This is a genomic window from Neobacillus niacini, from assembly GCF_023715415.1.
In the GTDB taxonomy this organism is placed as follows: domain Bacteria; phylum Bacillota; class Bacilli; order Bacillales; family Cytobacillaceae; genus Neobacillus; species Neobacillus niacini_C.
In genome coordinates, this window is the sequence record NZ_JAMBOB010000016.1 from 1 (window position 1) to 24,533 (window position 24,533).

The following is a 24,533-nucleotide window of genomic DNA, read 5'->3' on the forward strand; positions in this document are numbered from 1 at the left end:
GGATAGCGAGAAATACTTGCGGATAGCGAGAAATACTTGCGGATAGCGAGAAATACTTGCGGATAGCGAGAAATACTTGCGGATAGCGAGAAATACTTGCGGATAGCGAGAAATACTTGCGGATAGCAAGAAATACTTGCGGATGGCAAGAAATACTCTCGCATAGCAGAAAATACTCTCAGATAACAAAATTAACTCTCGAATAAATCGAAAAAAAGGTATAATGTAAGAAGGTTATTTAGCAGAAGGGGGAGACGTTTTGTTATTTGAAAAAGCTCAGCGATTATTAGAATCGCATTTTGGTTATTCAACATTCCGCAATGGGCAGGAGCGTGCTATCCAATCCGTTTTAGCTGGAGAAAATACGATTTGTGTCATGCCAACTGGCGGAGGGAAATCAATTTGTTTCCAAATTCCTGCACTTGTATTACCAGGTACCACGATTGTAATATCCCCGTTAATTTCACTTATGAAGGATCAAGTCGATGCCCTCGTTCAGGTAGGAATTCCTGCAACTTTTATCAATAGCTCACTAAGTTACAATGAAGCAAACGAACGAATCAGGGAAGCAAAGCAAGGAATGTACAAGCTCCTATATATAGCACCCGAACGATTAGAATCGCATGAATTTATCGAGGACCTGAAACAAATGGAGATTCCATTAGTGGCGGTGGATGAAGCACATTGTATTTCTCAATGGGGGCATGATTTCCGTCCAAGCTACCGTCATATCAAGCAAATGGTCTACAGTCTTCCACAGAAACCCAATGTATTGGCGTTAACGGCAACAGCCACACCAAGAGTTCGAGAAGATATCTGTGAAACACTCGACATCGATGAAGAGAACTCCATCATTACAGGTTTTGAACGAGAGAATCTCTCCTTTGCGGTAATTAAGGGTCAAGATAGACTTCATTTTCTAAGAGATTATATAAAAAAGAATGAAAAAGAAGCTGGTATTATTTATGCAGCCACCCGGAAGAATGTTGATCAGCTTTATGAAAGACTGAAGAAAGAAAATATCAATGTGGCAAGGTATCATGCCGGGATGGGGGATGCCGAGCGAATACGCGAGCAGGATCGCTTTTTAAAAGATGAAGCCTCCGTTATGGTTGCAACCTCAGCCTTTGGAATGGGTATCGACAAATCCAACATCCGATATGTTCTCCATTTTCAACTTCCGAAAAATATGGAGAGCTACTATCAAGAGGCTGGACGTGCAGGGCGAGACGGACTCGAGAGCGAATGTATTCTTCTATACTCCTCCCAAGATGTACAGGTTCAGCGCTTCTTAATTGATCAATCCAGTGATCGAACACGGATGAATCAAGAGCTGGAAAAGTTACAGCAGATGGTTGATTATTGCCATACTGAAAATTGCCTGCAGGAATTTATATTAAAATATTTTGGGGAAATAGAGACAGAGGAATGTGGCCGATGTGGGAATTGTCTTGATTCACGGACTAGTATCGATGTAACAAAAGAAGCCCAAATGGTCATGTCATGTCTAATAAGGATGGGACAGCGATTTGGTAAAACACTTACAGCTCAAGTATTAACAGGTTCAAAAAATAAAAAAGTAACCGAGATGGGTTTTGACAAGCTGACTACTTATGGAATTATGAAGGAAAAAAGTTCGAAAGATGTCAGTGATTTTATCGAGTTCTTGATTTCACAAGAATTAATTGCAATCGAACAAGGACAATTTCCAACATTATTTGTAGCTCCGAAAGGGAAGGACATCCTTCTTGGAAAGGAAAAAGTTCATCGCAGAGAAATCGTTAAAGTTAGAGAAATTTCAAAGGATGACCCGTTATTCGAAACGCTGCGTGAAGTAAGAAGAGCGATTGCAGATAGAGAAAATGTACCACCGTTTGTTATTTTTTCTGATGCCGCTTTAAAGGACATGTGTGCGAAGCTTCCAAGAACGAGCGAAGCCTTTTTAGGTGTCAGTGGAGTCGGGGAACTTAAATTGCAAAAATATGGACTAGAATTTATTCAAGCCATTCGTCAGTTTTGCGAAGCCCATCCTGAGCGCCAACCGGAGCTGGGACAAGCTGCTGCTCCTAAAAAAGCCGCTAAAAAGGCTGTTGGTGATTCCCATTTAGAAACCTTGCAGCTTCATCAGCAAAACTTATCAATTGAACAAATAGCAGAAAAACGTGAGCTGGCACTGAGTACGGTTGAAAGCCATTTAATCCAATGTGCTCAGCAAGGGCTGGAAGTTGAATTTTCGAAGCTCATTCCTGCGGAGTATCTTCCATTGCTTCAAAAAGCGGTGGACGAGGCTGGGCGTTCCCGTTTAAAACCAATCAAGGATTTATTGCCTGAAGAAGTAAGCTATTTTATGGTGAAATCTTATCTTTATTTTTTAAGCAAAAACAAATAATATAAAACTATTTAGAATATTCATACTAGTTGTCGTCTGCCGGGTTATTTCCCGGGAATTTGTCGATAAAAAACAGCCGTATGGAAATTATACGGCTGTTTCTTATTCTTCTGTTTCATCCAAAAATGGTTTGTTGACAAAGTAATACATCCACGCCATTAAAATGCTGCCCCCAAATAAATTTCCTATGGTTACCGGTACTAGATTATGAATGACGCCTCCCCATGAAATTGTACCAGGATGATTAAGAACTAAAGCTATAGCGAAGGTACACATATTGGCAATACTGTGTTCATATCCGGAAATAAAAAAGCAAAATACAAAAAGAATCATCGAAAACATTTTGGGTCCGTCTCCCTTTAAACCAAGAGGAATAAAAAAGGCTAAGCAAACCAGCCAATTACAAAGAATGGCTCTAAAAAGCAGCTCCAATGTTGGAACCTGCATTTTCTTTTCTACTACGCTTAATAAAAAACCATTAACCGACGATTCTTCATATAATCCCGTAGTAAAAATAATAAAGGCGAAGACTGCAGCCCCTAAAATATTTCCGATATAACTGCTTATCCACAGCTTGGTGACTTCTTGCCATGCCATTTTTCGCCGCAGTGCAGCGTAGGTGTAATAGAATGTATTACCCGTAAATAAATCTCCGCCAGCGTAAGCGATTAATATGATGGCTGCTCCAAAGGTGAGAGCGGCCATTGGATAAGCCCAAGGGGAATGTTCCAAATAAAAGTAGTTTCCTGTTTTAAAAGCAACAATTACACCAAATCCAATAAACATACTGGCAAGCATTGACCTTAGAATATAACGTAAAAGGCTTTGTCTAAAGATTTTCACCTTTTTTAGCGCTAATTTTTCTACCTCATTTAAGGGCACTCTCTCCATAACTGCACCATCCATAATTTTCGTTTCATCCCTATAGTCTCTAATAACAGGTACTAAATTATGTATAATAAATGAATTGATTTCATAAGTTTTGTAAAAAGGAAAAGGAGTTTATATTAGCCAAAAAAACACTATTTCAGCTATAATGAAGTGGTTTTTCTAATACAGAACTTAAGGAGTTTATTATGTCCGATTTGAAGAAAATAACCCCAGAATATGACCCATGGGAAGCGTATAACGATATAAAGCAATACGGGAAGCCTGAGCTTACTAATATTGAATTCACGACTACAACACTATGTAATATGCGCTGTGAGCATTGTGCGGTAGGGTACACTCTACAAACAAAAGACCCAGATGCGCTTCCACTAGATTTGCTTATTTCTAGGTTAGATGAAATTCCAACCCTCCGGTCACTTAGTATCACTGGGGGAGAACCGATGCTATCCCTTTCCTCTATTAAAAATCACGTAATTCCAATATTAAAATATGCACATGAACGCGGAGTCCGGACGCAAATCAATTCCAATTTAACACAAGATTTAGCACGCTATGAGTTAATCATTCCATATTTAGATGTTTTACATATTTCACATAACTGGGGAACAGTGGATGATTTTGTTGAAGGCGGGTTTGCTAGAATGGAGCGCAAGCCAGATTACAAACAACGAGAAAAGTATTTTCTGAGAATGATCGAAAATAGCAGGGAGCTAGTGAAGGCAGGCGTGATGGTTTCCGCTGAAACCATGCTTAATAAGCGAACACTGCCTCATTTAGAAAAAATCCATCGCCAAATTGTTGATGAAATGCACTGTCAACGGCATGAAATTCACCCTATGTATCCAAGTGATTTTGCTAGTAATCTTGAAACATTAACACTAAATGAAATTAGGGAAGCAATTCACCATTTACTAGATGTTCGAGATGAAGAGGTATGGATGCTTTTTGGAACTCTCCCTTTTTACGGATGCAGCCAGAAACAAGAGGATTTAAACCTTTTGAACAGGCTCTTTCAAAGTAAAAATGTAACAGTTAGAAATGATCCCGATGGCAGGTCCCGACTGAATGTTAACATTTTTAATGGAGATATTATCGTTACAGATTTTGGTGATACCCCGCCACTAGGAAATATTCAAGATACTAAGCTAACAAAGGCATATGAAAATTGGCAAACCTCTGCTATTGCTAAGGAATTAAGTTGTCATTGCCCTGCTGTAACGTGTCTGGGTCCCAACATTTTAGTGAAGAACAGTTATTATCAAGATATAGACTTTTCCATGTTGAAAAATAATATCAGTAAATAAAAAAAAGCAGGGTTTCCTGCTTTTTTTGCTAAGCTGTATGTTTTACAAGCTTCGGATGACGATGCATGGAAATAAACAAGATGACTCCGCTTAGTATCAATAATGCACTCGTACTAATAAACACAGCGGAAAATCCTAAGTATCCAGAAATGAATCCTCCTAGCATCGGACCAATAATATTTCCAAGGAACCGTAAGCTAGTATTGTAGCCTAGAACTTCACCCTGCATGGCTATGGGTGCCTCTTGACGAATATAGGCAATGCGAACAGGGATGATTCCTCCTATTGCTATTCCAAGGGCAAAGCGGACAATAACCAATTGCCAGAACTCAGTAACTGCAGCACCTGGAAGGTAAATGATTCCGGAGACAAATAGCAGGATGACAAGAATTTTTATATAACCGTGCTTATCCGCAATCTTCCCCCAATTTCTCGACATCATTAGATTTCCTAATCCAGCTGCAGAGAAAGCGATTCCGGAATAAAAAGCGATGTTTGTGTGACCATGCAGTTCACTGACGAATAAAGATAGAATCGGCTGTATGCTAAAGTGGGCAATCTGCACGAGTGCTGAGATCAGTAATACCGTTACCAATACTGGATTTTTAACAATATGTGCTAAAACTTCTTTACTGGAGTAATGTGATTTCGTTCCTTTTTTCGGTTCAATCACATATTCCTTTGTTGCGAATACAAGCAATCCAGAAACAATAATTGCAATCGACGTCCACTTAAAGGTCATTGAGTAACCAAGTGAATCTGCTAGTACCCCGCCAAGCATCGGACCTAGGAGCGAACCCGTAATACTGCCTGTCTGTAATGTTCCAAGAACACAGCCAGCTATTTCCTTTGGTGTTTGTGTTGAAATAAAAGCTTGTGACATTGGAATAAATCCTGTGAAAAATCCCATCAATAGCCGCAAGAGGAAAAGCTGCCAAACGGATTGGACATAGCCCATAAGGAATATCGAGCATCCCATACCAATACCACAAATAATAAGGATTTTTTTCCTTCCGTAACGATCTCCAATTTTCCCCCAAATTGGTGAGAAGATAAAAGCCGATACAAATGTTACGGCAAAGGTTATACCTGACCAATGCTGTACATATTTCTCTGAAAAGTCTCCGAAAGTCTCTATGTATAACGAAATAAATGGAAGAACCATTGTCATACTTCCAGCAACAAAGAAGTTGGCAAACCACATGATTAAGATATTTCGTTTTGCCATCTCCAGCTTAGTCATGCTCGTTCACCTCTTTTTGTAAGGTATTTCGTTTTCCTAAATATAATAATACCGAAATTTCAAAAAAATGAAAGTTATATACATATCTACTAGCTTTTGGCATTCGGTTTGTTATTATGTGAGTTTGTGAAAGTAGATGGTCAATTTAAAATATTTAGAAAACACTATTGACAAATTGTTAATAGGAGATTAAATTTAGTTTAATACTTTAAACAAGTAAATCATACGTTCTCTTATCAAGAGTGGCAGAGGGACTGGCCCGATGACGCCCAGCAACCGTTCCGTTTGGAATTGGTGCTAAATCCTGCAAAACAAGAAATTGTTTTGAAAGATAAGAGAGGAGTAATCCTTCTTTTTGTGATGAAACCTCTCTTTTCTCGGAGAGGTTTTTTGTATTCATAGAACCTCTTCTAGGAGCAACGTTGGTAGGAATGCACGTACATAAGAAAAAAGGGGAGATTTCAACATGAAAAAGAATTTTTTAAAGAGCACATTTGTATCCGCAATTGCAGCAACACTTTTACTTACTGGCTGTGGTGCTGGCGGAGAAACAAAGCAAACAAGTGGAAATACAACAATTGAAGGGGTTCCAGAACGTTTTGCTAAAGGGGAACAGCCAAAAATTAAGGTCATCCGAAAAATTGGCGGGGACGATCATACTGCTCAATTCTTAGCTGGTGCCAAGCAAGAGGGCGAAGCGTTAGGCTTCACAGTTGATGTTTTTACGGCAAATGGAGATACAGCGAAATTTCATGATGCGATTAATCAAGCGTTAAGTCAAGAGTATGATGGATATATCATTTCCCATGGTGACGACGATGCAACTTTGAATGATGTGAAAAAAATTGTTGATGCCGATAAGAGTATTGTTGCTTTCGACTCGAATCCTAATCTAGCAACTGTTGATGGAGTTACTCTTACCTCGCAGGATGATGAGGCATTGGCAACATTAGCACTGGACCAATTAGTTAAAGAAACAGGTGGACAAGCCAATATAGCTTATCTTTGGGTAGATGGATTCCCTCCAATGGTTCGAAGAAATAAAGTATATCAGGCTGTCTTGGAAAAGAACCCAGGAATCAAGGAAGTAGAACGATTTGGTGTTGCTTCTGCCGATACTAGCGTACAAACGCAGAATGCGGTTGCGGCTATGCTGAATAAATACCCTAAAGGGAAATTGGATGCCATTTTTGCGACATGGGATGCATTTGCCATCGGTGCTGCCCGTGCACTGAAGGAAGCTGGAAGAGAAGAAGTTAAGCTTTATGGGATTGATGTTTCAAATGCAGACTTGCAGGAAATTCAAAGAGAAGGCAGTGCTTGGAAGTATACAGCTGCCGTTGATCCAAAACTCATTGGGGCTGTTAATATGAGATTACTTGCAAAGAAATTAGCAGGTGAAGAAACTCCGCAAACGTATAATCTCGAAGCATCATTAATCTCACAAGAAGACCTTCAAAAATCAAAAGAACCAGTCAACATGGTGAATCTTGCTAATATTATTCAAGGCTGGGGCCAATCCACAGCATTCGAAGAAGACTGGATGAAAAAACTAAAAGAGCATTATAAAAAATAGTATTAATAGATGACCTAACGCCTTTTCTAACCGAAAGGCGTTTTTTATTGATAAAAAGCTGTGTTTTGATTAAACTTAGGAAATCATAAAAAGAAAGAATAATTGTGGTGAAGGTTAGATGGAAAATGAAAAAACACATACATATGAAATAATGGAAGTTTGTTTACTTGCAGGAAAAATCATGCTCCAAAGCGGTGGAGAAACCTACCGAGTTGAGGATACCATGATGAGAATTGCGGCTGCTTTTGGAATTGAAAATTCGCACAGTTATGTAACACCAACAGGAATCATTTTTTCTGCTGAAGGGGCAGAGCCGACAAAAACAAAACTCATTCGAATATCATCTCGTTCTACGGATTTGAAAAAGGTTGCGATGGTAAATAGTATTTCACGACAAATAACAAATGGTGAAATCAATCTACAGTCTGCTCATACTCTTTTAAAAGAGCTAGAGGATTTAAATGTGACTTTTCCCTTTATCATACAGGTTGTTGCGGCTTCCATTGCCAGTGGTTGTTTTATGATTATGTTTAGAGGTGAGTGGAATGACTTTATTCCTTCCATGGTTACCGGAGGATTAGGTTATTTCGGATTTTTGTACTTTCACCGCTTCATACCGGTAAAGTTTTTCTCGGAATTTTTAGCGTCATTCATCATTGGTTTTATTGCCCTCGTCCTTGTGAAAGTAGGAGTAGGCAGCCAATTAGACAAAATTATTATTGGCTCTGTTATGACATTAGTACCCGGGCTTTTAGTTACCAACGCTGTTAGGGATTTAATGGCAGGACATTTGGTTTCGGGATTGTCAAAAGGTGCTGAAGCACTCTTGACAGCATTTGCAATTGGATCGGGAATTGCTGTTGTTTTATCTTACTTGTAAATGGAGGATTAAAGTGGATATCCTTGGACAATTAATCACCAGCTTTATTGCAACAGCTGCATTTGGAGTGATTTTTAACGCACCAAAGGAAACATTAGTAAAATGTGGGCTTGTTGGAATGGGTGGGTGGATTATCTATTATATTGCAGAAAAGTATACAGGAGATTCTGTTTTAGCCACACTTTTAGCAACTCTGTTTGTGGGGATTGTTAGTCAGGAATTAGCCAAGTTCTCTAAAACTCCTGTTATTATTTTTAGTGTTGCTGGAATCATTCCTTTAGTTCCAGGTGGTTTGGCTTACGATACGATGAGGAATTTTGTGGAGGACGATTACTTTCATGCATTAGCGTTAGGTGCAAAAGTAACGTTGCTTTCAGGCTCCATTGCTTTTGGTCTTGTTTTTTCAGAGGTTATTAATCAAGTCATTCGAAAGATAAGAAGAAATAAGGTTTTTAGAATCTAATAGTTCGTTAAAATTGGACGAAGGCAGAGGAATAAATTCCTCTGCCTTCTTTTGCTTTTGATCCAAATGGGATCACTATTGTAACTTGTGAATGGTTGTTTTGATATCAGCCATCGCAAGGTAAAAATTTATATATAATAAATGGTATTTAAAAGACCAATTTGCCGCGGTTACTCTTCCACCTGATGGTTTTATACCTAAACGATGTAAGCCCTACCTCTCTTACATCCTTACGGCTCCGAAGCCGATCCAGCGTGAATAAGTTTTACTTTTAAAACATAAGCAGAATGCCAGAAAAAATTCTTACATTGCGTTATCTCGTCTATTACAAGTTACATAATTGTTAAGCACAATTAATAATATTACACCTTATCAATAAATAAGTCAATATAATATTTTGCTTCGGAGACTTTTCTCAAAAAAAGGAAATTAGGAATCACTAGTAGAAATTATATATAAAAATCGAAGAGCGGGTGAGAAGCGTGGAGGGATTTTATTATAAGAATTATGACGGAATAGGTCTTGCAGAATTGGTGAAAAAAAAGGAAATTCATCCTAAGGAGATTGTCACGGAAGCAATTAAAACAATCGAGGTGCATAACCCAAAACTCAATGCAGTTATAAATAAATTATATGAAAAAGCGGAATCAATGGCTGAAAACGTTGATTATAACGGAAGCTTTGCTGGGGTACCAATGTTGTTAAAAGACTTAGCACAGGAAATGGAAGGTGAGAGGATTACATTTGGTTCCAAAGTCTATCAAAATCACTATGCAAAGGTAGATTCCAACTATGTAAAACAGGTAAGAAGAACTGGGGCTGTTTTCGTGGGACAAACGAATATACCAGAGTTTGGATTAATGGGAATCACAGAACCTGCCATCTATGGTCCAGCAAGAAATCCTTGGAATACGGAGCATACTCCTGGCGGCTCAAGCGGTGGATCTGCGGCTGCAGTGGCAAGTGGGATGGTTCCAATAGCAGGAGCAAATGATGGCGGTGGGTCTATCAGAATTCCGGCTGCATATTGTGGACTTTTTGGCTTGAAACCGACACGAGGGAGAACGCCTGTTGGACCTTTATCTGGCAGGAGCTGGCAAGGTGCTGCGGTGGATTTACTCTTATCTAGATCCGTACGCGACAGTGCAGCCATGCTTGATGCCTTAAGCATCCATGAGAAAGGTGCTGCGTTCCATACCCTGCCTTTTGATGGAAGCTACCTTTCACAAGTACAAACGAATTCAGATAAAAAGTTAAAAATCGCCTTTACTGTTCGGTCACCATTAGGAAATGAAATCAACCCAGATTGTAAAGAAGCAGTTATGAAAACAGCGAAATACTTAGAATCGTTAGGACATCAAGTCGTTGAAAAGGAAGCACCAGTAGATGGAAGGAAAATAGTATATAGCTTTTTAACGATGTATTTTGGTGAAGTTGCAGCACACCTGGCTTCCCTAGAAGAACTCCTTGGACGTAAAGTAAAAATGAATGATGTTGAAACGACTACTTGGATTATTGGGCTAATCGGAAAGGCAACATCAGCAGAGGAGTTTGTCTTAAGCTTAAGGGAGTGGGATAAAGCTGCAATCGAAATGGAAACCTTCCATGAAACCTATGATTTTTATATGACACCAACAACTGCGATGCTCCCAGCTAAAATTGGCGAGCTTGACCCGAGCAGGAATGAAAAACTAGCCATGCAGTTTAGCGGAAGCTTGGGACTAGGGAGAGTATTGAAGAAGGCAGGTATTGTTGAGCAAGTAGCTGAAAATAACCTGAAAAGAACACCATTTACGCAGCTGGCAAACCTAACAGGCCAGCCTGCGATGACCCTGCCGCTCCATCTTTCTCAAGAGGGGCTGCCAGTTGGTGTTCAATTTATGGCTGCAAGAGGAAGGGAACACTTATTGTATTCATTAGCAGGAGAGTTAGAACAATCAGCCCTTTGGGTACCAGTCCAAAATAATTCATTTTTTAAGTAAGTTAAGAAAGAAGGTGAAATATGCTTTTTTTTCGCAAGCTTTTCCTTACTGCATCCCGGTACCGCTATCGAACTGTAATCCTTTTTACTCTGCTTTTTATTATTGCGAATGCAGAAATGATTCGATTTCTTGAACCTAAGACGTTTGAAAGCAGCCTGCATGCAGTGTGGTGGATTCTTACGACCATGACCACGGTAGGCTATGGAGATGTATACCCAACTACAGAGGCTGGAAGAACCTGGGCGATGCTTGTTGTTTATACCTTAGGAATTGGACTGTTTGGTACGGTTATTGGGGTGATTGTAGAAGCTGTCTCGCAATACAAAAAGCGGAAGGAGGAGGGAAGATTGTCTTATAAAGGTGAAAACCATTTTGTCATTATCGGCTGGACTGCTAAGAGTAAAAGCACGGTTAAGGAACTATTATTCTGTGACGAGAAAACGGATATCGTGTTGATTGATGAATTTGAAAGAACTCCTTTTGAGCATGAACGGTTCCATTATATTCAGGGGAGTCCAACAGATGTAGAGACATTGAAGAAGGCGAAAATTGAAAATTCACAAGCTGTATTGCTGTTTGCGGAAGAAGGGATAACGAATCCTGATTTAGTAGATGGTAAGACTCTTTTAACTGCTTCTTCGATAGAACGCTATGACGATGGAACGGAAAAAAGTATTTATACGATTGCAGAAATTCTAAACGAAAAGCATGTAGATAATTTTAAACATGTTAAGATTGATGAATTTATTTTATCAAACGGCTCTGTCTCAAACCTGATGGCGAAATCAGCCCAAATGAAAGGTGCCAGCCATTTATTTACACAATTGCTAAGCAGGCAGGATGGAGATGGGGGAAGTGATCTCTGGGAGGTCAATGTAAGTTCGGAGTGGAAAACATATGGTACGGCATATGAACAACTTAAGGAAAAAGGGGCTCAGCTAATCGCTGACAGGAATGATTTGAACATCCTCAAAAAATGGAATGACCCCATCCCAAAGGAAGCTAGATTATTTGTCATATGTGACAAATATACTTACCAAAAGCTATGAAAAAAACGCATCTAAGAAGATGCGTCAGATTTTCGAGAAAGGTATCTTTCTCGGCAATTTTTATATTTCTGCCTGCCCAATGGCCTGTTGATTTCCGCTCCAGGTGCTTCGCTTTCCGCGGGCGTGCCGGGGAGCCTCCTCGGCGCTAGCGCCTGCGGTGTCTCCCCCAGCCCCGTACTCCCGCAGGAGTCTTCGCACCTTCCGCTCCAATCAACAGGAGGAATGAACCAGGAGATTGCCACACACTTTTTCCAACCTGGCTAAGTGCGTTGCAATCTTTTTCATGTTTTGGCATGTTGCGGTCATTAAGTCCCATACAAATCGGATTTGTTAAGTAACCAGAATCAAGTGCCACTGTTTCTACTTTAAATCCAAAACGTTCTACCTGACGGTCTAACCGTGATAGATAAGGGACAGAATCATGAACATTTCTTGGTGTTACAAACGCATCAGTTATGACTTAACAGGTGACCTTGAGGCACTAAATCATCAATAAATACAAATTTCGCTTCATTTTGTATCTCTATTTTGGCCTATACATTTAATCACCGTCCTATTAATATTAATAATATTATATAAATTAACGCGTGAATCGATAAAGTTATTGAAAATTAAAGGCTCTTTTCTAACAGATAGATGCTTTTATCAATATTGAAAGCAAAGAGTGGATTGGAGCGAAAGGTGCTTGACTCCTGCGGGATGTAGAGGAAAAGTCGAGACCCCACAGACGCGCAGCGTCGAGGAGGCTCGACTTCCTCCCCGCGGAAAGCAAGCACCTGTAGCGGAAAGGAACGGTCCATTTGTATACATAAGACAACATTTTATATTTTTTCAATAGGTCAAGCAGCCTGCTATCACGATTCCAATTGATACGGACAATAATAGGAGAAAAAGACCGACTGCGCGGTTATCTTCTTCAATGCTCTGGGATACGTTAAAACGACGTGGAGTGAGCCACTCGGTAAGATAAAAGACAATAATCTGTGCGGCGATTCCAACTGCTCCCCAAACAACCATATCTACTAGCGATATAGAGTTTGCTAGTGCAGAATATAAAACAATAGCAAGCCCGAGGAGCCTTCCGCCAAGGACATAACTGGCCGCTTTATTTCCTTTCGCCATTAAGGAGAATTCCTTTACCTTTGTGGTGATTTCCATTAAAAATAATCCAACGATTAATAGTCCTAAAGAAACAGCTAAATAAAGCAAGAAATCTAACAATTGTATTCCTCCTTTTTTAATCCGACTGGTAAGAAATATGATTCATTGCCTGTGATTTTTCCACCTGCTCGTATACCGATGCTGCTTGGTTTCCCCGCAATAAGGAAGGAACCAAATACCATTGATAGTTCCTCGATACCCTTTTCTGTTTCAAGTGTCACAACAGGCAGAGGTACATACGATTGATAGACTGGCAGCTCATTTTTGTAAGTTTGGAAAGCATTTTGGGTATCCACATTGGTATGTTCATCCCAAATGGTAATGGTATCTCCTTCCCTGCCGAAAGATGGCTTTTGAACATAGGTTGTTGTACCACTAAAGGTATCTGGCTCAAGATAGGTAGGAAGCATATATTTTTTTATCCATTCTTGCTCTTCCTCTGTATAAAATCCCTCGTTTTCTGCTAAGCCCCATATTAGACATTGAATCGATTTGGGTTGAAGAAGAAATGCTGAAACAGGGTTAACTATTGAAATCTTTCCTTCCCTTGTAAGCTGTAATAATTCGATTCCTACGAAATCCCCTGTTTTTGAATCCTGGTCACAAAGCAGATGTTCAAGAGGATAGGTCTGCCGATATAAAACATCAATTGGTACTCCATTCGCATCTAAAAGTGCTTCATCCGTAATCCGAAGCTCTGACATGGGAAGGGTTTGATTTTTAACCTTACATAACTGACTTAAATAAATAGTAGTATTCCAATCCTCCTTATGGTCACTATGGGCTGTGAAAACAACATTAGGAGTTACATTTCCCTTTGAGGATTCGAGGACTGCCTTTGTAATGCCAGATGAGAGAAGGCGTTCTTGATTTTCATTCGGATTACGATAGCCAAATTCTGAACAAACCTTCCCATTGATTTGGAAACATTCAACGATAAATGTCGGTGTGTCAGAATTAAACTCGAGCATCTTTAACCCATTTTCCGTAAAAGCAAAATCAAATCGGGAAATGACTGATTCAGGAAAAAGGGTTTTCATTTTTAGAAATGGAAGACTTGCAGCAGGAAAACCAAGTTCTAGAAGCTGATCGTCTTGAAGGCTTCGCAGGAGACTTGCCGTCTTAAAGAAAACCTTGCCTAGACGTTCTGTAGCTTCCATTATTATTTTCTGAGTATGGTCTGTAATCGTAAATACATGATATAAACTATATTCACCACCATATAAATTCGACCAAAAATCTGGGAATTTGGAGTAAAATTGCTTACGGTTATTTGCGTATATGGACATGTGTTAACCTCCAAATCCACCTTTAGATCCACTTCCAAAACCACCTTTGAAGCTTGAGGAAGACTTATAAGACTTGTAAGCGGAAGAATTGATTAAAGAAGATTTATTTCGGAAAAATAACCCGCCGTAAAAGAAATGCCCATAGTAACTTGATCGAGTATCATCACATTGCCAGACACCTTCTTCATCATCCCATTCCCAATCTGAACAGTTCGTGTCGTCTGGTTCAGGGGGTAAATCCTGTGCTTGAGAACATCCGGCCAGTGTGGTACCAGCCATTAGAGAAGTGAGAACACCAGTGATTAACCATTGGGTTTTCTTCACCTTTTCAGCCTCCTTTTTAAGCTATAATAATTCCATTATAAAAGTAAATTTTAGGAAAACAATGGTAAGATAAAAAGAAAACGAAAGAGGGATTGAAAATGAGGTTAGAATATCGATTGGATGATGAAGTTAATAACTATCCTGCCCTGTATAATTACCAAGATATTTCTCGGGTAGAAGCGACAGCAAGAATGACGTGTGAATACTTTGTAAAAGACAGAGAAACCTTTGTCGTTAGTGCAACTTCTATGGATCCAGACGGAACAGCGGTGATTTATGTAAAGAGAGAAACTTATAGCCACGATTCATCAGATAGTATCTATTCCCACATAGGTTTTGAAGTTAGAGAATTAATGGGAACCTCATCTATGGTAGTGGAGAAAAAGGATGTTTGGGAACATGAGGAAATAGTAGCAACACTTCACTCAGATTTTATTTACGTCCATAAGAATGGAAAGTTTTTGGAACTCTCATTAGACTCAAGGGAAATCGATGAGGACCGTAAATGCTATGTTTTTTATGGGAAATTTACTGGCAAAAGTCGATAAAGAACTAGAAGAAAATTTTCATATTTTGAAGGATAATGGCGGATAATGTCGTATTACTTATCATATATATTTAAATGGATATTTTCTTGGGGGAAATAAAATGTTGGCAGAAAAACTTCTTTTGAATTTACTTATCACGATCTCACCAGTCCTGCTTTATAGTGTCCTTTCAGATTATAAAAGAAAATTAGATTCTCCCGTTATTTCTGGACTATTACAAAGTACCGCAGCACTTTCCTGTATGATTTTTTCCTATGCTAACTATGGTTTTAACTGGGACCTCCGCTATGTTCCAATGATAATTGCTTTTTTATATGGTGGTCCAATTGCTGGAGGAATGGTTTTCAGTACTATTTTTGCGGCACGTTTATTAATGGGTGGGGACACTGTTCTATTTGGCCTAGTTAATACTCTGTTTATTGCTATTATTCCTCTTCTCATCATGAAAAGATTCTGGAATTACACTCCAAATCAAAGAGTCCTGATTACTGCATTGATTGGTGCTTGGTCCTTGCTTGTTTGCTTTTTTTCATTAACTGTACACCAAAGCTTGGAAGGGCAGGAATTAAATATTAATACGAATATTCCTGACTTATTAATAGTTGGAATAATTGATACCGTTGCTATTGCCATTGCTGCTAAGCTACTTGAAGGGTTAGTGGAACGGGCTAGAATGAAAGTAGAAATTCAAAGAACGGAAAAGCTAAATACATTAGGTGAACTTGCCGCTTCGATTGCACATGAGGTCCGGAATCCGTTAACCGTTGTTAAAGGATTTCTACAGCTTATGCAGCAGGAGGAGAAAGGGAAGAATTACGATTATTTATCACTTGTATTAAGTGAATTGGGGCGTGCAGAGTCAATCATTAACGACTATTTGAACTTTGCTAAACCTCAATTTGAAAAAATAGAGGAATTTCCCTTGGTTGATGTAATCACAGAAGTTAAAATGCTCCTTGATCCACTTGCCTTAAAACAAGGAGTTCAATTAGAAAGTGATTTAGATTCAGGGGGTTTTAATCTTTTTACAGATCGAAATCAGTTGAAGCAGGCGCTCGTGAATCTAATTAAAAATGCAATTGAGGCTACCTCTGAAGGTGGAAAAGTAACTATAACCCTAAAGCAAATAGACCATCATGCCTATATCTATATTGCAGATACAGGGAAGGGAATGAATCATGAACAACTCTCTCGGATAGGGACTTTGTTTTATACAACAAAGGACAAGGGTACGGGCCTTGGTACATCTGTGTCATTAAGAATTATCGAGACAATGAAAGGAAAAGTATCTTATTCGAGCAAGTTGGGGATTGGGACAGAAGTTACCATGATTCTTCCAGAAGGTAAAAAAGAATTGGTTAATATTTGATAAGTAAGAAGCTAACCAATTAAGTAGTGGTTAGCTTTTATTTTATATTTTGTAAAATAAGAAAGGTTCTGATGATTCTTGTCGAATTCTATCGAATTTCCAAAAAAAACATCAAAATTTTTTGGGGAAAGGTGGTAGAATAGTAGGGGATAATTTGAATCACATTAATTAAGGGAGTAACTAAAATGATAGGAAGCCCCAAGAGTCCTAGATTAATTTCTGAAGAGACAAGAACAATAAAATTCTTTCTAGTACTTTTTTATATTTTTTTCTTTGCATATGACATTTTTAATTTCTACATTTTGCCTATTTATACGAAGCGTGGTGTTAGTGGCTTATCAGATAAAGGTTTTGGATTTTGGTATCATATAGCTATTCTAGGACTCCTTTCTGTATCTCTGTATTTCATTAAAAAAGGAAATCCCTATATTGTAAAATATATCTTCCTCTATAGTTATACAGCTATAGAAACGATAAATAGTCTATTTATCTATTTGGGTTCGGATAAACCATTTGCATCCGGAAATATTGTTGAATTATTATTTGTGTTTTTCTCACCCATTTTTGTAAATAAAAAATACTTTTGGACTGCTGCTATTTGCATGATAGGAAAATATGTAATTATCGGAGTTATATTACAAGAATCAAACGTCTTACTTCCAATTATCACCTTATTTATTCTTTCAGTCATTGCGTACTTTCTATTAACACGTTTTACCTCTTATATTCATTCACTAACTACAGTACATTTAGAGCTTCGACAAAAAGAGAAACTGGCAGTAATTGGACAGATGGCAGCTGGTATTGGTCATGAGATACGCAATCCACTATCATCATTAAAAGGATTTACCCAGCTCCAAAGGGAAAGATATCCAAACACAAATGAATTCTATCCAATAATGATTCAAGAAATTGATCGAATAAATTTGATAGTTAATGATTTAATGTATCTTGGAAGACCAAAAGAAGTTAAATTTGCAAAAGCAAATATTGAAGAAATAATTGCTTATACATTATCGATTACACATCAACAGGCCGAGAGAGCAGGTGTAATGATTGAAACAATATTGGCAGGGCCATTACCGCCGCTTGACTGTGATACTCATCAGTTGAAGCAGGTCTTTATCAATCTAATAAAAAATGCAATTGAATCAATGCCTGATGGTGGGAGAATAACGATAAAAGTAAAAGTAGTAGATGGTAAAAAGATGTATATCACAATAGAAGATGAGGGCTGCGGAATTGATGAGGAAAGCATTCCAAATCTTGGTGAACCATTCTATACCACGAAAACAGAAGGAACGGGCTTAGGTCTAATGGTTACAAATCAAATAATAAATGACCATCATGGTGAAATTACGATTACCAGTAAACGGGAGATTGGCACAATCATTTGTGTCACATTGCCAATTACTCAGCAGTTAAGGAAAGAATAATTCTATAATTATACAAAAACCATCAAAATAATATATTACAACGTATATGGCAATAAGTTATAATGTAGAGGAATAAAGAAAAAGAATAATTATTGTAAAATAATGGAATAATTTAAGGAGGATAGGTTTAGTACTATCTTACTTATATATTGATACACTTCTTAATGAACATGTGTTAGGAACTCTGGAGGATTATATGATACCGCATGAAGAAAAACAAACTGTGAAATGGTACTTATTAATATCATATATTATTTTAATAGCCTATGATTTATTTTACTATTACATTTTTCCCACGATTGCTGAGGATAAAGAATGGGGATTTCCAAGTAATTTCTGGTATCTCACCTATGTAGTACTAATTGCTATCATTCCAGTTTCATTCTATTTGAATAGGATTAAAAAACAGTATTTAATTAAATTTATATTTATCATTGGTTATTTATGTTCCTCTTTTCTTGCTGATATATTTTCCTTTTATGCAAATGAAAGCACCTTTAAAAGTGGGAATATGTTAGAGGTATTTTTGGTTTTATCATTACCACTTTTCTTAAACACGAAATATTTTTGGTTAGTTAGTTTAGGAATTACCATAAAATATATCACCACAGGTGTTATTTTAGGAACAACCGTTGTGATTATGCCCATTATATTAATAACTGTTTTATCAGTTATGTCGTTCTTTTTGTTAGTTCGTTTTCAAGGATATGTTCGGGCAATCAGTACTTCGTATGATAATCAATTACAGGGAATTGTAAAAGGTGTAATCGCCACACTGGAACTAAAAGACCCATATACTAGAGGACATAGTGAACGAGTGGCTAAATATGCTCTTGAATTAGCAAACGAAATTGGAAAATTTACAAACGAGGAACAAAAATCTTTTTATTATGCATGTTTACTTCATGATATAGGTAAAGTGAACATTCCTGATATGATTTTAATGAAACCCGGAAAGCTTACAAACGAGGAATTTGAAATTATTAAGACCCACCCAGTAGTTGGTGCAGAAGCTGTTAAGAATGTAGAAGGAATTAGGGATAGTATTGACGTTATTAAATATCATCATGAACGCTGGGATGGTAAAGGGTATCCTGATCAATTAAAGGGGGAAGAAATCCCTTTACTTGCTAGAGTATCCTCTGTTGCTGATGCTTTTGATGCTATGACTTCTTCGAGATCATATCGTGAAGCAATGCCTGTAGAAGAAGCATATCGACGCATTCTTGAGGGTAATGGTACCCAATTTGACCCCGCATTAGTAGAAGCGTTCAAAAATGTATATCCAACATGGGTCAAATTTCATGGAGAATATCCTTGGAATAAAAAAATCTAAGTCATAAGGAGGTAGAAACATGAAAATCCGTAAACTAAAAAAGGTTAAAACAACATGCTGGTGGTGTTATCTTTTGGGTATGTAATGGTGAATGTAAGGATGCTGGCGAGAGCTATGCATCCTTCTTTATTATAAACTCTATAGGAATGGTGTTTTAATGAACATAACACTCCAGTCATATCTGTCTGTTGTACCGTTAGAAATACGTAAGGACAAGAAGTATTTTATCGTGGAAGACAAAGCCTCAGGCGAGTTTTACGAAATGCCAGAGATATGTATAGAAGCTATTAAAATGATTGAAAAAGGTGTCAGTTTAGGTGAAATAGAGGGGAATTTAAAAAGAAGATACCCTGCTGAAGATGTTAATCTCCTCGATTTTGCACAACAGCTCCTTGATATGGAATTGATCGAGGAGATAGATAGTGTTAAGGTTGATAAAAAGAAACAAGAAAAGGAAATTTTAGGGTTCTTGTGGATTCCTACAATTGTTGGGAAATTCTTCTTTAATAAGTTCTCACTCTCATTATATTTAGGCTTATTTATAGTAAACCTCATCCTACTTGTTACCAACCCTACCCTTTTACCAAATTACAAGGATGTATTTATTTCTGGTGTAATGGCACTGAATATAATAACTTTTTTGGCTGTAACTTTTTTTCTTGTATTGGTTCACGAATTTGGCCACATTTTGGCTATGAGGGCATACAATCTGCCCACAAAGCTCGGGATTGGTCATCGATTAATGCTTATTGTCTTTGAAACAGATATGACATCGGTATGGAGACTGCCTGCAAAAGATCGGAATATATTGTATTTAGCAGGTCTTTGCTTTGATATGTTTGTCCTCTTTCTTGCACTCATGAGTAAGCTTGTTTTTCCAAATTCCTCAGGGATTTTCCTTAGTTTAATGACTTTAGCTGCCTATGACGTATTTGTAAGAATCATTTACCAGTGTTGCGTGTATATGAAAACAGATTTGTATTATGTTTTTGAAAATATTACCGGCAGCTATAATTTGATGGAAAATGCGCAGCAAAAAATTCGAAATCGACTGCCATTTCTAAAAACTACCGATGATAAAGCTGAAGTTTTTCCAGGTGAAAACTATATCGTATTCTCTTATGCCATCTTTTATTTTATTGGGGTGACAGTCACTCTGGCATTGATGACTATATTTTATATACCTGTAGTACTACACGCAGCAGAACTTACTTTTCCTAAATTCCTGAAACCGCCGTCGAGTTTTGCCTTTTGGGATGCTGTCCTATTTTCTGCACAGTTTCTCATCATCGTTATCTTACTTTTGAATTCATATCGGAAAAAGTACTTCAAAAACTAAAAAGTGACAGAAATATGTCTAAATCGAAAATTCTAAGGGTTTTTTCCTCATGAGATGGGGGAGTTCCCCTATATTTGTATCACTAACGATTTTCTTACAATAAGAGTAAGAAAATTCGTTAGTGTTATTTTTTTTGAGGAGGAGCTCTAATGCAGGCTATTACGTCAACAACTAAAAAAGCTGAACGCTCAATCAATGATGCGTTTGCATCTAAGTTTGCAAAATCAATGTTTTTAACCGTTTCCGCTATTATCATTCTTTCCTTTATAGCAACGAGAATGTTTACCCATGTTGATTTAAATCTCTACGGGTATATGGTAGGAACGGTAGTTTTTATCGGAGGATTTTTTTATCGTTTTATCGCATGGGGAGAGAGGCCGCCAACTAAAATTTTCATTAAAAAGGGCTTAAAACTTTTAAAAAGAAAAAGCACACCTAAAACAGCAGTTAATCATTTAGCTATTTATGACTTTATTAAAAACCGCGGATTGTACCGTTGGGTACAGCATATTCTAATCGGCTGGGGTTGTGTCCTTGCCTGCTTAGTTACATTTCCGCTTGTATTTGGCTGGATGTACTTCACGATGGATGAAATGGGTCAATATACAATTGTCCTAATGGGGCTAAATTTAATGACGGTCAAAGCCGATGGAATCATTGCTTGGTTCTCCTACAATGCCTTAAATATTTCAGCGGTTATGGTCATTTCGGGTGTCTGTATGGCTCTGTACCGCCGCTTAAGAAATATGCAGGCAAGAGCGGAGCAGAAATTCATCTATGACTTCCTTCCGCTTTACTTATTGATCTTTATATCTACTACAGGACTTTTATTAACCGTTCAAAACGTTTGGCTTCATGGCTGGATGCAGCCGCAAATGTCATTGATTCACCAGTTTTCCGTTATTGTCACATTAATTTATTTACCTTTTGGAAAACTCGCTCATATTCCTTTTCGTCCGGTGAGTGTTTTTGCGAGGAATTACCGTGAGCACTATGCGGAACAGGAAGAGAAAAAGTGTAAAGTATGCGGTGACCATTTCGTATCAGTGGAACAGTCGAATGATGTCATTCAGGTATTAGGCGTTAATGCAATCGAATTTAATATGGAAGATGGCTTCAATCTTGCTGAGTTATGCCTTCCATGCCGTAGAAAATATCGTATCTCAAGATTCTCTGGTATCGCAACGCACCAAGTCAAGGTCAAGGAGGCAAATCAGAATGCAAAGGGATAAGTTTTTTAAGGAAATAGAAAATGTACGTCATCCAAATGAAACTCTCGTAAAAACACACTGCAGCTATTGTGGTATGCAATGCGGGATGAACTTACGTGTTAATACAAAAACCAATAAAATCATCGGGGTTGAACCTCGTTATGACTGGCCGGTGACAGTAGGAAAGATGTGTCCAAAAGGGGTTACTGCGTATCAGCAAACCAATCATGATGATCGTATCTTGAAGCCTTTGATTCGTGATGATGCCTCCCTTAAAGGAACAAAAGAAGGATTCCGTGAAGCAACATGGGATGAAGCGTATAGCTTAATTGCTAAAAAGTTTGGCGAGCTTCAAAACAAATATGGAAAAGACACCTTATCTGTTTTCAGCGGTGTTTCCATGACCAATGAAAAATGTTATTTAACAGGAAAGTTTGCTAGGGTAGCTATGCAAACACGTTATATCGATTATAATGGTCGTTTCTGTATGTCTAGTGCAGCGGGTGGATTTCTGCGCTCATTTGGGGTGGACCGTGGATCCACTTTGCCATGGACTGATCTTCATGAAACAGATTGTTTATTCATCGCCGGAAGTAATACTGCGGAATGTCACCCAACTTCTATGTTTCGTGTCTGGGCCGTACAAGAGAGAGGCGGTTACCTAATCGTCGCTGACCCTCGTGAAACACCAATTGCAAGAAGAGCGGATGTTCATTTAGATTTAAGACCAGGTACAGACCTTGCACTTGCAAATGGAATCTTGAATCTGTTAATTCAAAACGGCTATGCTGACGCAGAATTTGTTACTAACCATACAAATGGTTTTGAAGAAACAAAAGAATTAGTAAAAGAATTTACACCCGAATATACAAGTGAAATTACAGGGGTTGCACCTGAAAAGATTATCCGAGCAGCGGAAATTTACGGTAAGGCACCAAATGCAGTAGTCATGTTTGCCCGTGGTATCGAGCAGCAGCATAAAGGGGTAGACAACGTTTCTGCCTATACGAATATGGCGTTAGTAACAGGTAAAATTGGACGTCCAAAATCTGGTGTTGCAACCTTTACAGGTCAAGGAAATGGTCAAGGCGGCCGTGAGCATGGACAGAAGTCAGATTTACTTCCAGGCTATCGTAAAATTACAAATCCAAAGCATGTTGAAGAAGTTTGCCAGGTTTGGGGAATTACTCCTGAAGAGATGCCTCAGCCAGGTGTTTCGGCTTATGAAATGTTTGAATTAATGGAGCAAAAAACGATTCGTGCTATGTATCTGCTTTGTTCGAATCCAGCTGTATCAGCACCGAATTTGAACTTCGTCCGTAAGGCAATGAAAGGTTTAGATTTCATGGTATGTGCGGACTTCTATCTTTCTGAATCTGCCGAATTTGCAGATGTCATTCTTCCGACCGTTACATGGTCTGAAGATGAAGGGACAGTAACCAATCTTGAAGGACGTATTATAAAGATTAACAAAGCACAAGAACCACTCGGTGAGTCAAAACCAGATTGGCAGATCCAAGCAGAGCTTGCAGAATATCTAGGAAGAGGAAAGTATTTCTCACATCTGAAAACTGCAAGAGACGTTGCGGATGAATTCCGTTTAGCATCAAAAGGCGGATATGCCGATTATTACGGTGCAACATGGGATAAAATCGACAAACAAGATGGAGTCTTCTGGCCTTGTAAAGATGAGGAGGACAAGGGAACTCCACATATGTTCTTAGATAAAAAATTCTATCACCCGGATGGAAAAGCAAAAATTTGTGCCCTTCCGTACCGTCCGCCAGCAGAAGAACCGGATGAAGACTATCCACTGCGCTTAACAACAGGACGTGTCGTTTACCACTACTTATCAGGAAACCAGACACGAAGGATTCAATTTTTACGTGATATGTGTCCAGAGCCGTATGTTGAGGTGCACCCGGAGACTGCAGCAAAATATAACATTGAACATGAAGAATTTGTACGTCTGTTTACACGAAGAGGCGAGGCTGAATACAAAGTTAAAATTACGGAAGCTATCCGAAAAGATACGGTTTTTGTACCCTATCATTTTGGTCACGATAAATCTATTAATCTATTAACAATTGCTGCTCTTGACCCAATGTCAAGAATGCCTGAATTTAAAGCTTGTGCAGCACAGATTGAAAAACTTGAATTAAAGAAGGTGCAGTAAATGAAAAAGAGGTTATATCTTGAACTTGAAAACTGTATAGGCTGCCGCTCTTGTTTAGCTGCCTGCACACAGTGCGGGGGGCACGAGGAGCGTAACCGTAACTACGTATACGATGTTAACCCGCTTGTTAACCGTCAAACCATGCCTCTAATGTGCCTTCACTGTGTGAATCCAGCATGTGCGAGAAGCTGTCCGGCGCAAGCGATTCAAATACATGAAACAGGAGCCGTTCTGTCGGCTCTTGTAGAGAAGTGTATTGGCTGCCAAAACTGTACGATTGCCTGCCCATACGGTATTCCAAAATTTGATACCGAGCAAAATCTAATGTATAAGTGTGACCTTTGTATCGACCGTACAAAAGACGGGATCCCTCCAATGTGTGCAAGTGTATGTCCGTCCAATACTTTGCAATGGTTAACAGATGAGGAAATTGAAGCGAAGCAAAAGCAATTTAATTTAGATAACGGTAAATGGGTAACAAGCATGCCTTATTTAGAAGGCGAAACAAATGTTAGAGTGAATCTCCCTGGAATCCTTCAGGGTGTCACGAAATTGTTTTAGGAGGGA

The 24,533-nt window shown here is 38.5% G+C and carries 20 protein-coding genes, 1 pseudogene and 1 riboswitch; of the genes and pseudogenes, 15 read left to right on the forward strand and 6 right to left on the reverse strand.

The features are described from left to right. Positions 1 to 259: 259 nt before the first annotated feature. Entirely contained in the window at positions 260 to 2,389 is a 2,130-nt protein-coding gene (gene recQ, locus M3189_RS24180) for a DNA helicase RecQ (RefSeq protein ID WP_251638946.1), read from the forward strand. Between the two features lie 102 nt (positions 2,390 to 2,491). Here the strand turns inward: recQ and M3189_RS24185 are convergent, their stop codons facing one another. Next, positions 2,492 to 3,280 carry a formate/nitrite transporter family protein gene (locus M3189_RS24185; protein ID WP_251639070.1) on the reverse strand — a complete coding sequence of 263 codons (789 nt, stop codon included), beginning with the start codon at positions 3,278 to 3,280 and terminating at the stop codon, positions 2,492 to 2,494. Between the two features lie 185 nt (positions 3,281 to 3,465). On the opposite strand from M3189_RS24185, the gene yfkAB reads away from it, so the two are divergent. Further along, the gene (yfkAB, locus tag M3189_RS24190) at positions 3,466 to 4,584 is read left to right on the forward strand and encodes a radical SAM/CxCxxxxC motif protein YfkAB (protein ID WP_251638948.1); all 1,119 of its coding nucleotides are present in this window, start codon (positions 3,466 to 3,468) and stop codon (positions 4,582 to 4,584) included. A gap of 28 nt (positions 4,585 to 4,612) precedes the next feature. Here yfkAB and M3189_RS24195 read toward each other — a convergent pair whose 3' ends face one another. After that, entirely contained in the window at positions 4,613 to 5,827 is a 1,215-nt protein-coding gene (locus M3189_RS24195; protein WP_251638950.1) for an MFS transporter, read from the reverse strand. A 230-nt stretch (positions 5,828 to 6,057) separates the two neighbouring features. Beyond that, positions 6,058 to 6,165: riboswitch (SAM riboswitch) on the forward strand. Positions 6,166 to 6,293: 128 nt separating this feature from the next. Here M3189_RS24195 and M3189_RS24200 point away from each other — a divergent pair. The 5 genes from M3189_RS24200 (at position 6,294) to M3189_RS24220 (ending at position 11,777) form a co-directional block, all read left to right on the forward strand. Further along, positions 6,294 to 7,403, forward strand: a complete 1,110-nt coding sequence (locus M3189_RS24200; protein WP_251638952.1) for a sugar ABC transporter substrate-binding protein — start codon at positions 6,294 to 6,296, stop codon at positions 7,401 to 7,403. 118 nt (positions 7,404 to 7,521) lie between these two features. After that, positions 7,522 to 8,283, forward strand: coding sequence for a threonine/serine exporter family protein (locus M3189_RS24205; protein WP_251638953.1), 762 nt, complete (start codon positions 7,522 to 7,524; stop codon positions 8,281 to 8,283). Between the two features lie 13 nt (positions 8,284 to 8,296). Continuing rightward, positions 8,297 to 8,746 carry a threonine/serine exporter family protein gene (locus M3189_RS24210; protein ID WP_251638954.1) on the forward strand — a complete coding sequence of 150 codons (450 nt, stop codon included), beginning with the start codon at positions 8,297 to 8,299 and terminating at the stop codon, positions 8,744 to 8,746. A 482-nt stretch (positions 8,747 to 9,228) separates the two neighbouring features. Further along, positions 9,229 to 10,728: an amidase family protein gene (locus tag M3189_RS24215; protein ID WP_251638956.1), complete on the forward strand. Its 1,500-nt coding sequence runs from the start codon at positions 9,229 to 9,231 to the stop codon at positions 10,726 to 10,728. A 20-nt stretch (positions 10,729 to 10,748) separates the two neighbouring features. After that, entirely contained in the window at positions 10,749 to 11,777 is a 1,029-nt protein-coding gene (locus tag M3189_RS24220) for a potassium channel family protein (RefSeq protein WP_251638959.1), read from the forward strand. A 292-nt stretch (positions 11,778 to 12,069) separates the two neighbouring features. On the opposite strand, the pseudogene M3189_RS24225 reads toward M3189_RS24220, so the two are convergent. From M3189_RS24225 to M3189_RS24240, 4 genes and pseudogenes are all read right to left on the reverse strand, one after another. Then, positions 12,070 to 12,237, reverse strand: a pseudogene (locus M3189_RS24225) (IS5/IS1182 family transposase); the annotation flags it as partial. 371 nt (positions 12,238 to 12,608) lie between these two features. Beyond that, positions 12,609 to 12,998: a DUF350 domain-containing protein gene (locus M3189_RS24230; RefSeq protein WP_251638961.1), complete on the reverse strand. Its 390-nt coding sequence runs from the start codon at positions 12,996 to 12,998 to the stop codon at positions 12,609 to 12,611. Then, positions 12,992 to 14,227 (reverse strand): glutathionylspermidine synthase family protein, encoded by a 1,236-nt coding sequence (locus M3189_RS24235; RefSeq protein WP_251638963.1) that lies wholly within the window; start codon positions 14,225 to 14,227, stop codon positions 12,992 to 12,994. Before M3189_RS24235 ends, M3189_RS24230 begins: the two co-directional genes overlap by 7 nt. Before the next feature lie 3 nt (positions 14,228 to 14,230). Next, a complete protein-coding gene (locus M3189_RS24240) occupies positions 14,231 to 14,506 on the reverse strand; it encodes a hypothetical protein (protein WP_285889813.1) in 276 nt (91 codons plus the stop codon). Between the two features lie 143 nt (positions 14,507 to 14,649). Between M3189_RS24240 and M3189_RS24245 the strand changes: the two genes are divergently transcribed. The 8 genes from M3189_RS24245 (at position 14,650) to M3189_RS24280 (ending at position 24,527) form a co-directional block, all read left to right on the forward strand. Further along, a complete protein-coding gene (locus M3189_RS24245; RefSeq protein ID WP_251638967.1) occupies positions 14,650 to 15,099 on the forward strand; it encodes a hypothetical protein in 450 nt (149 codons plus the stop codon). Positions 15,100 to 15,199: 100 nt separating this feature from the next. After that, a complete protein-coding gene (locus tag M3189_RS24250) occupies positions 15,200 to 16,468 on the forward strand; it encodes an ATP-binding protein (RefSeq protein WP_251638969.1) in 1,269 nt (422 codons plus the stop codon). Between the two features lie 185 nt (positions 16,469 to 16,653). Beyond that, the gene (locus M3189_RS24255) at positions 16,654 to 17,904 is read left to right on the forward strand and encodes an ATP-binding protein (protein ID WP_251638971.1); all 1,251 of its coding nucleotides are present in this window, start codon (positions 16,654 to 16,656) and stop codon (positions 17,902 to 17,904) included. A 196-nt stretch (positions 17,905 to 18,100) separates the two neighbouring features. Then, on the forward strand, positions 18,101 to 19,240 hold the full coding sequence (locus M3189_RS24260) for an HD-GYP domain-containing protein (RefSeq protein ID WP_251638973.1): 1,140 nt from the start codon (positions 18,101 to 18,103) through the stop codon (positions 19,238 to 19,240). A 157-nt stretch (positions 19,241 to 19,397) separates the two neighbouring features. Further along, a complete protein-coding gene (locus M3189_RS24265) occupies positions 19,398 to 20,579 on the forward strand; it encodes a hypothetical protein (protein WP_251638975.1) in 1,182 nt (393 codons plus the stop codon). A 149-nt stretch (positions 20,580 to 20,728) separates the two neighbouring features. Continuing rightward, positions 20,729 to 21,811: a hypothetical protein gene (locus tag M3189_RS24270; protein WP_251638977.1), complete on the forward strand. Its 1,083-nt coding sequence runs from the start codon at positions 20,729 to 20,731 to the stop codon at positions 21,809 to 21,811. After that, a complete protein-coding gene (locus M3189_RS24275; RefSeq protein WP_251638979.1) occupies positions 21,798 to 23,966 on the forward strand; it encodes a molybdopterin oxidoreductase family protein in 2,169 nt (722 codons plus the stop codon). Before M3189_RS24270 ends, M3189_RS24275 begins: the two co-directional genes overlap by 14 nt. Further along, positions 23,967 to 24,527, forward strand: coding sequence for a 4Fe-4S dicluster domain-containing protein (locus M3189_RS24280; protein ID WP_063253156.1), 561 nt, complete (start codon positions 23,967 to 23,969; stop codon positions 24,525 to 24,527). Positions 24,528 to 24,533 lie beyond the last annotated feature (6 nt).

Excerpts from the sequence above, each read along its gene's own strand:
- M3189_RS24245 (WP_251638967.1), top strand. The coding sequence starts at position 14,650 with ATGAGGTTAGAATATCGATTGGATGATGAAGTTAATAACTATCCTGCC.
- M3189_RS24205 (WP_251638953.1), top strand. The coding sequence starts at position 7,522 with ATGGAAAATGAAAAAACACATACATATGAAATAATGGAAGTTTGTTTA.
- M3189_RS24195 (WP_251638950.1), bottom strand. The coding sequence starts at position 5,827 with ATGACTAAGCTGGAGATGGCAAAACGAAATATCTTAATCATGTGGTTT.
- M3189_RS24275 (WP_251638979.1), top strand. The coding sequence starts at position 21,798 with ATGCAAAGGGATAAGTTTTTTAAGGAAATAGAAAATGTACGTCATCCA.
- M3189_RS24240 (WP_285889813.1), bottom strand. The coding sequence starts at position 14,506 with ATGGCTGGTACCACACTGGCCGGATGTTCTCAAGCACAGGATTTACCC.
- M3189_RS24280 (WP_063253156.1), top strand. The coding sequence starts at position 23,967 with ATGAAAAAGAGGTTATATCTTGAACTTGAAAACTGTATAGGCTGCCGC.
- M3189_RS24265 (WP_251638975.1), top strand. The coding sequence starts at position 19,398 with ATGAACATAACACTCCAGTCATATCTGTCTGTTGTACCGTTAGAAATA.
- M3189_RS24220 (WP_251638959.1), top strand. The coding sequence starts at position 10,749 with ATGCTTTTTTTTCGCAAGCTTTTCCTTACTGCATCCCGGTACCGCTAT.
- yfkAB (WP_251638948.1), top strand. The coding sequence starts at position 3,466 with ATGTCCGATTTGAAGAAAATAACCCCAGAATATGACCCATGGGAAGCG.
- M3189_RS24185 (WP_251639070.1), bottom strand. The coding sequence starts at position 3,280 with ATGGAGAGAGTGCCCTTAAATGAGGTAGAAAAATTAGCGCTAAAAAAG.
- M3189_RS24270 (WP_251638977.1), top strand. The coding sequence starts at position 20,729 with ATGCAGGCTATTACGTCAACAACTAAAAAAGCTGAACGCTCAATCAAT.
- M3189_RS24235 (WP_251638963.1), bottom strand. The coding sequence starts at position 14,227 with ATGTCCATATACGCAAATAACCGTAAGCAATTTTACTCCAAATTCCCA.
- M3189_RS24255 (WP_251638971.1), top strand. The coding sequence starts at position 16,654 with ATGATAGGAAGCCCCAAGAGTCCTAGATTAATTTCTGAAGAGACAAGA.
- M3189_RS24260 (WP_251638973.1), top strand. The coding sequence starts at position 18,101 with ATGATACCGCATGAAGAAAAACAAACTGTGAAATGGTACTTATTAATA.
- M3189_RS24250 (WP_251638969.1), top strand. The coding sequence starts at position 15,200 with ATGTTGGCAGAAAAACTTCTTTTGAATTTACTTATCACGATCTCACCA.
- M3189_RS24200 (WP_251638952.1), top strand. The coding sequence starts at position 6,294 with ATGAAAAAGAATTTTTTAAAGAGCACATTTGTATCCGCAATTGCAGCA.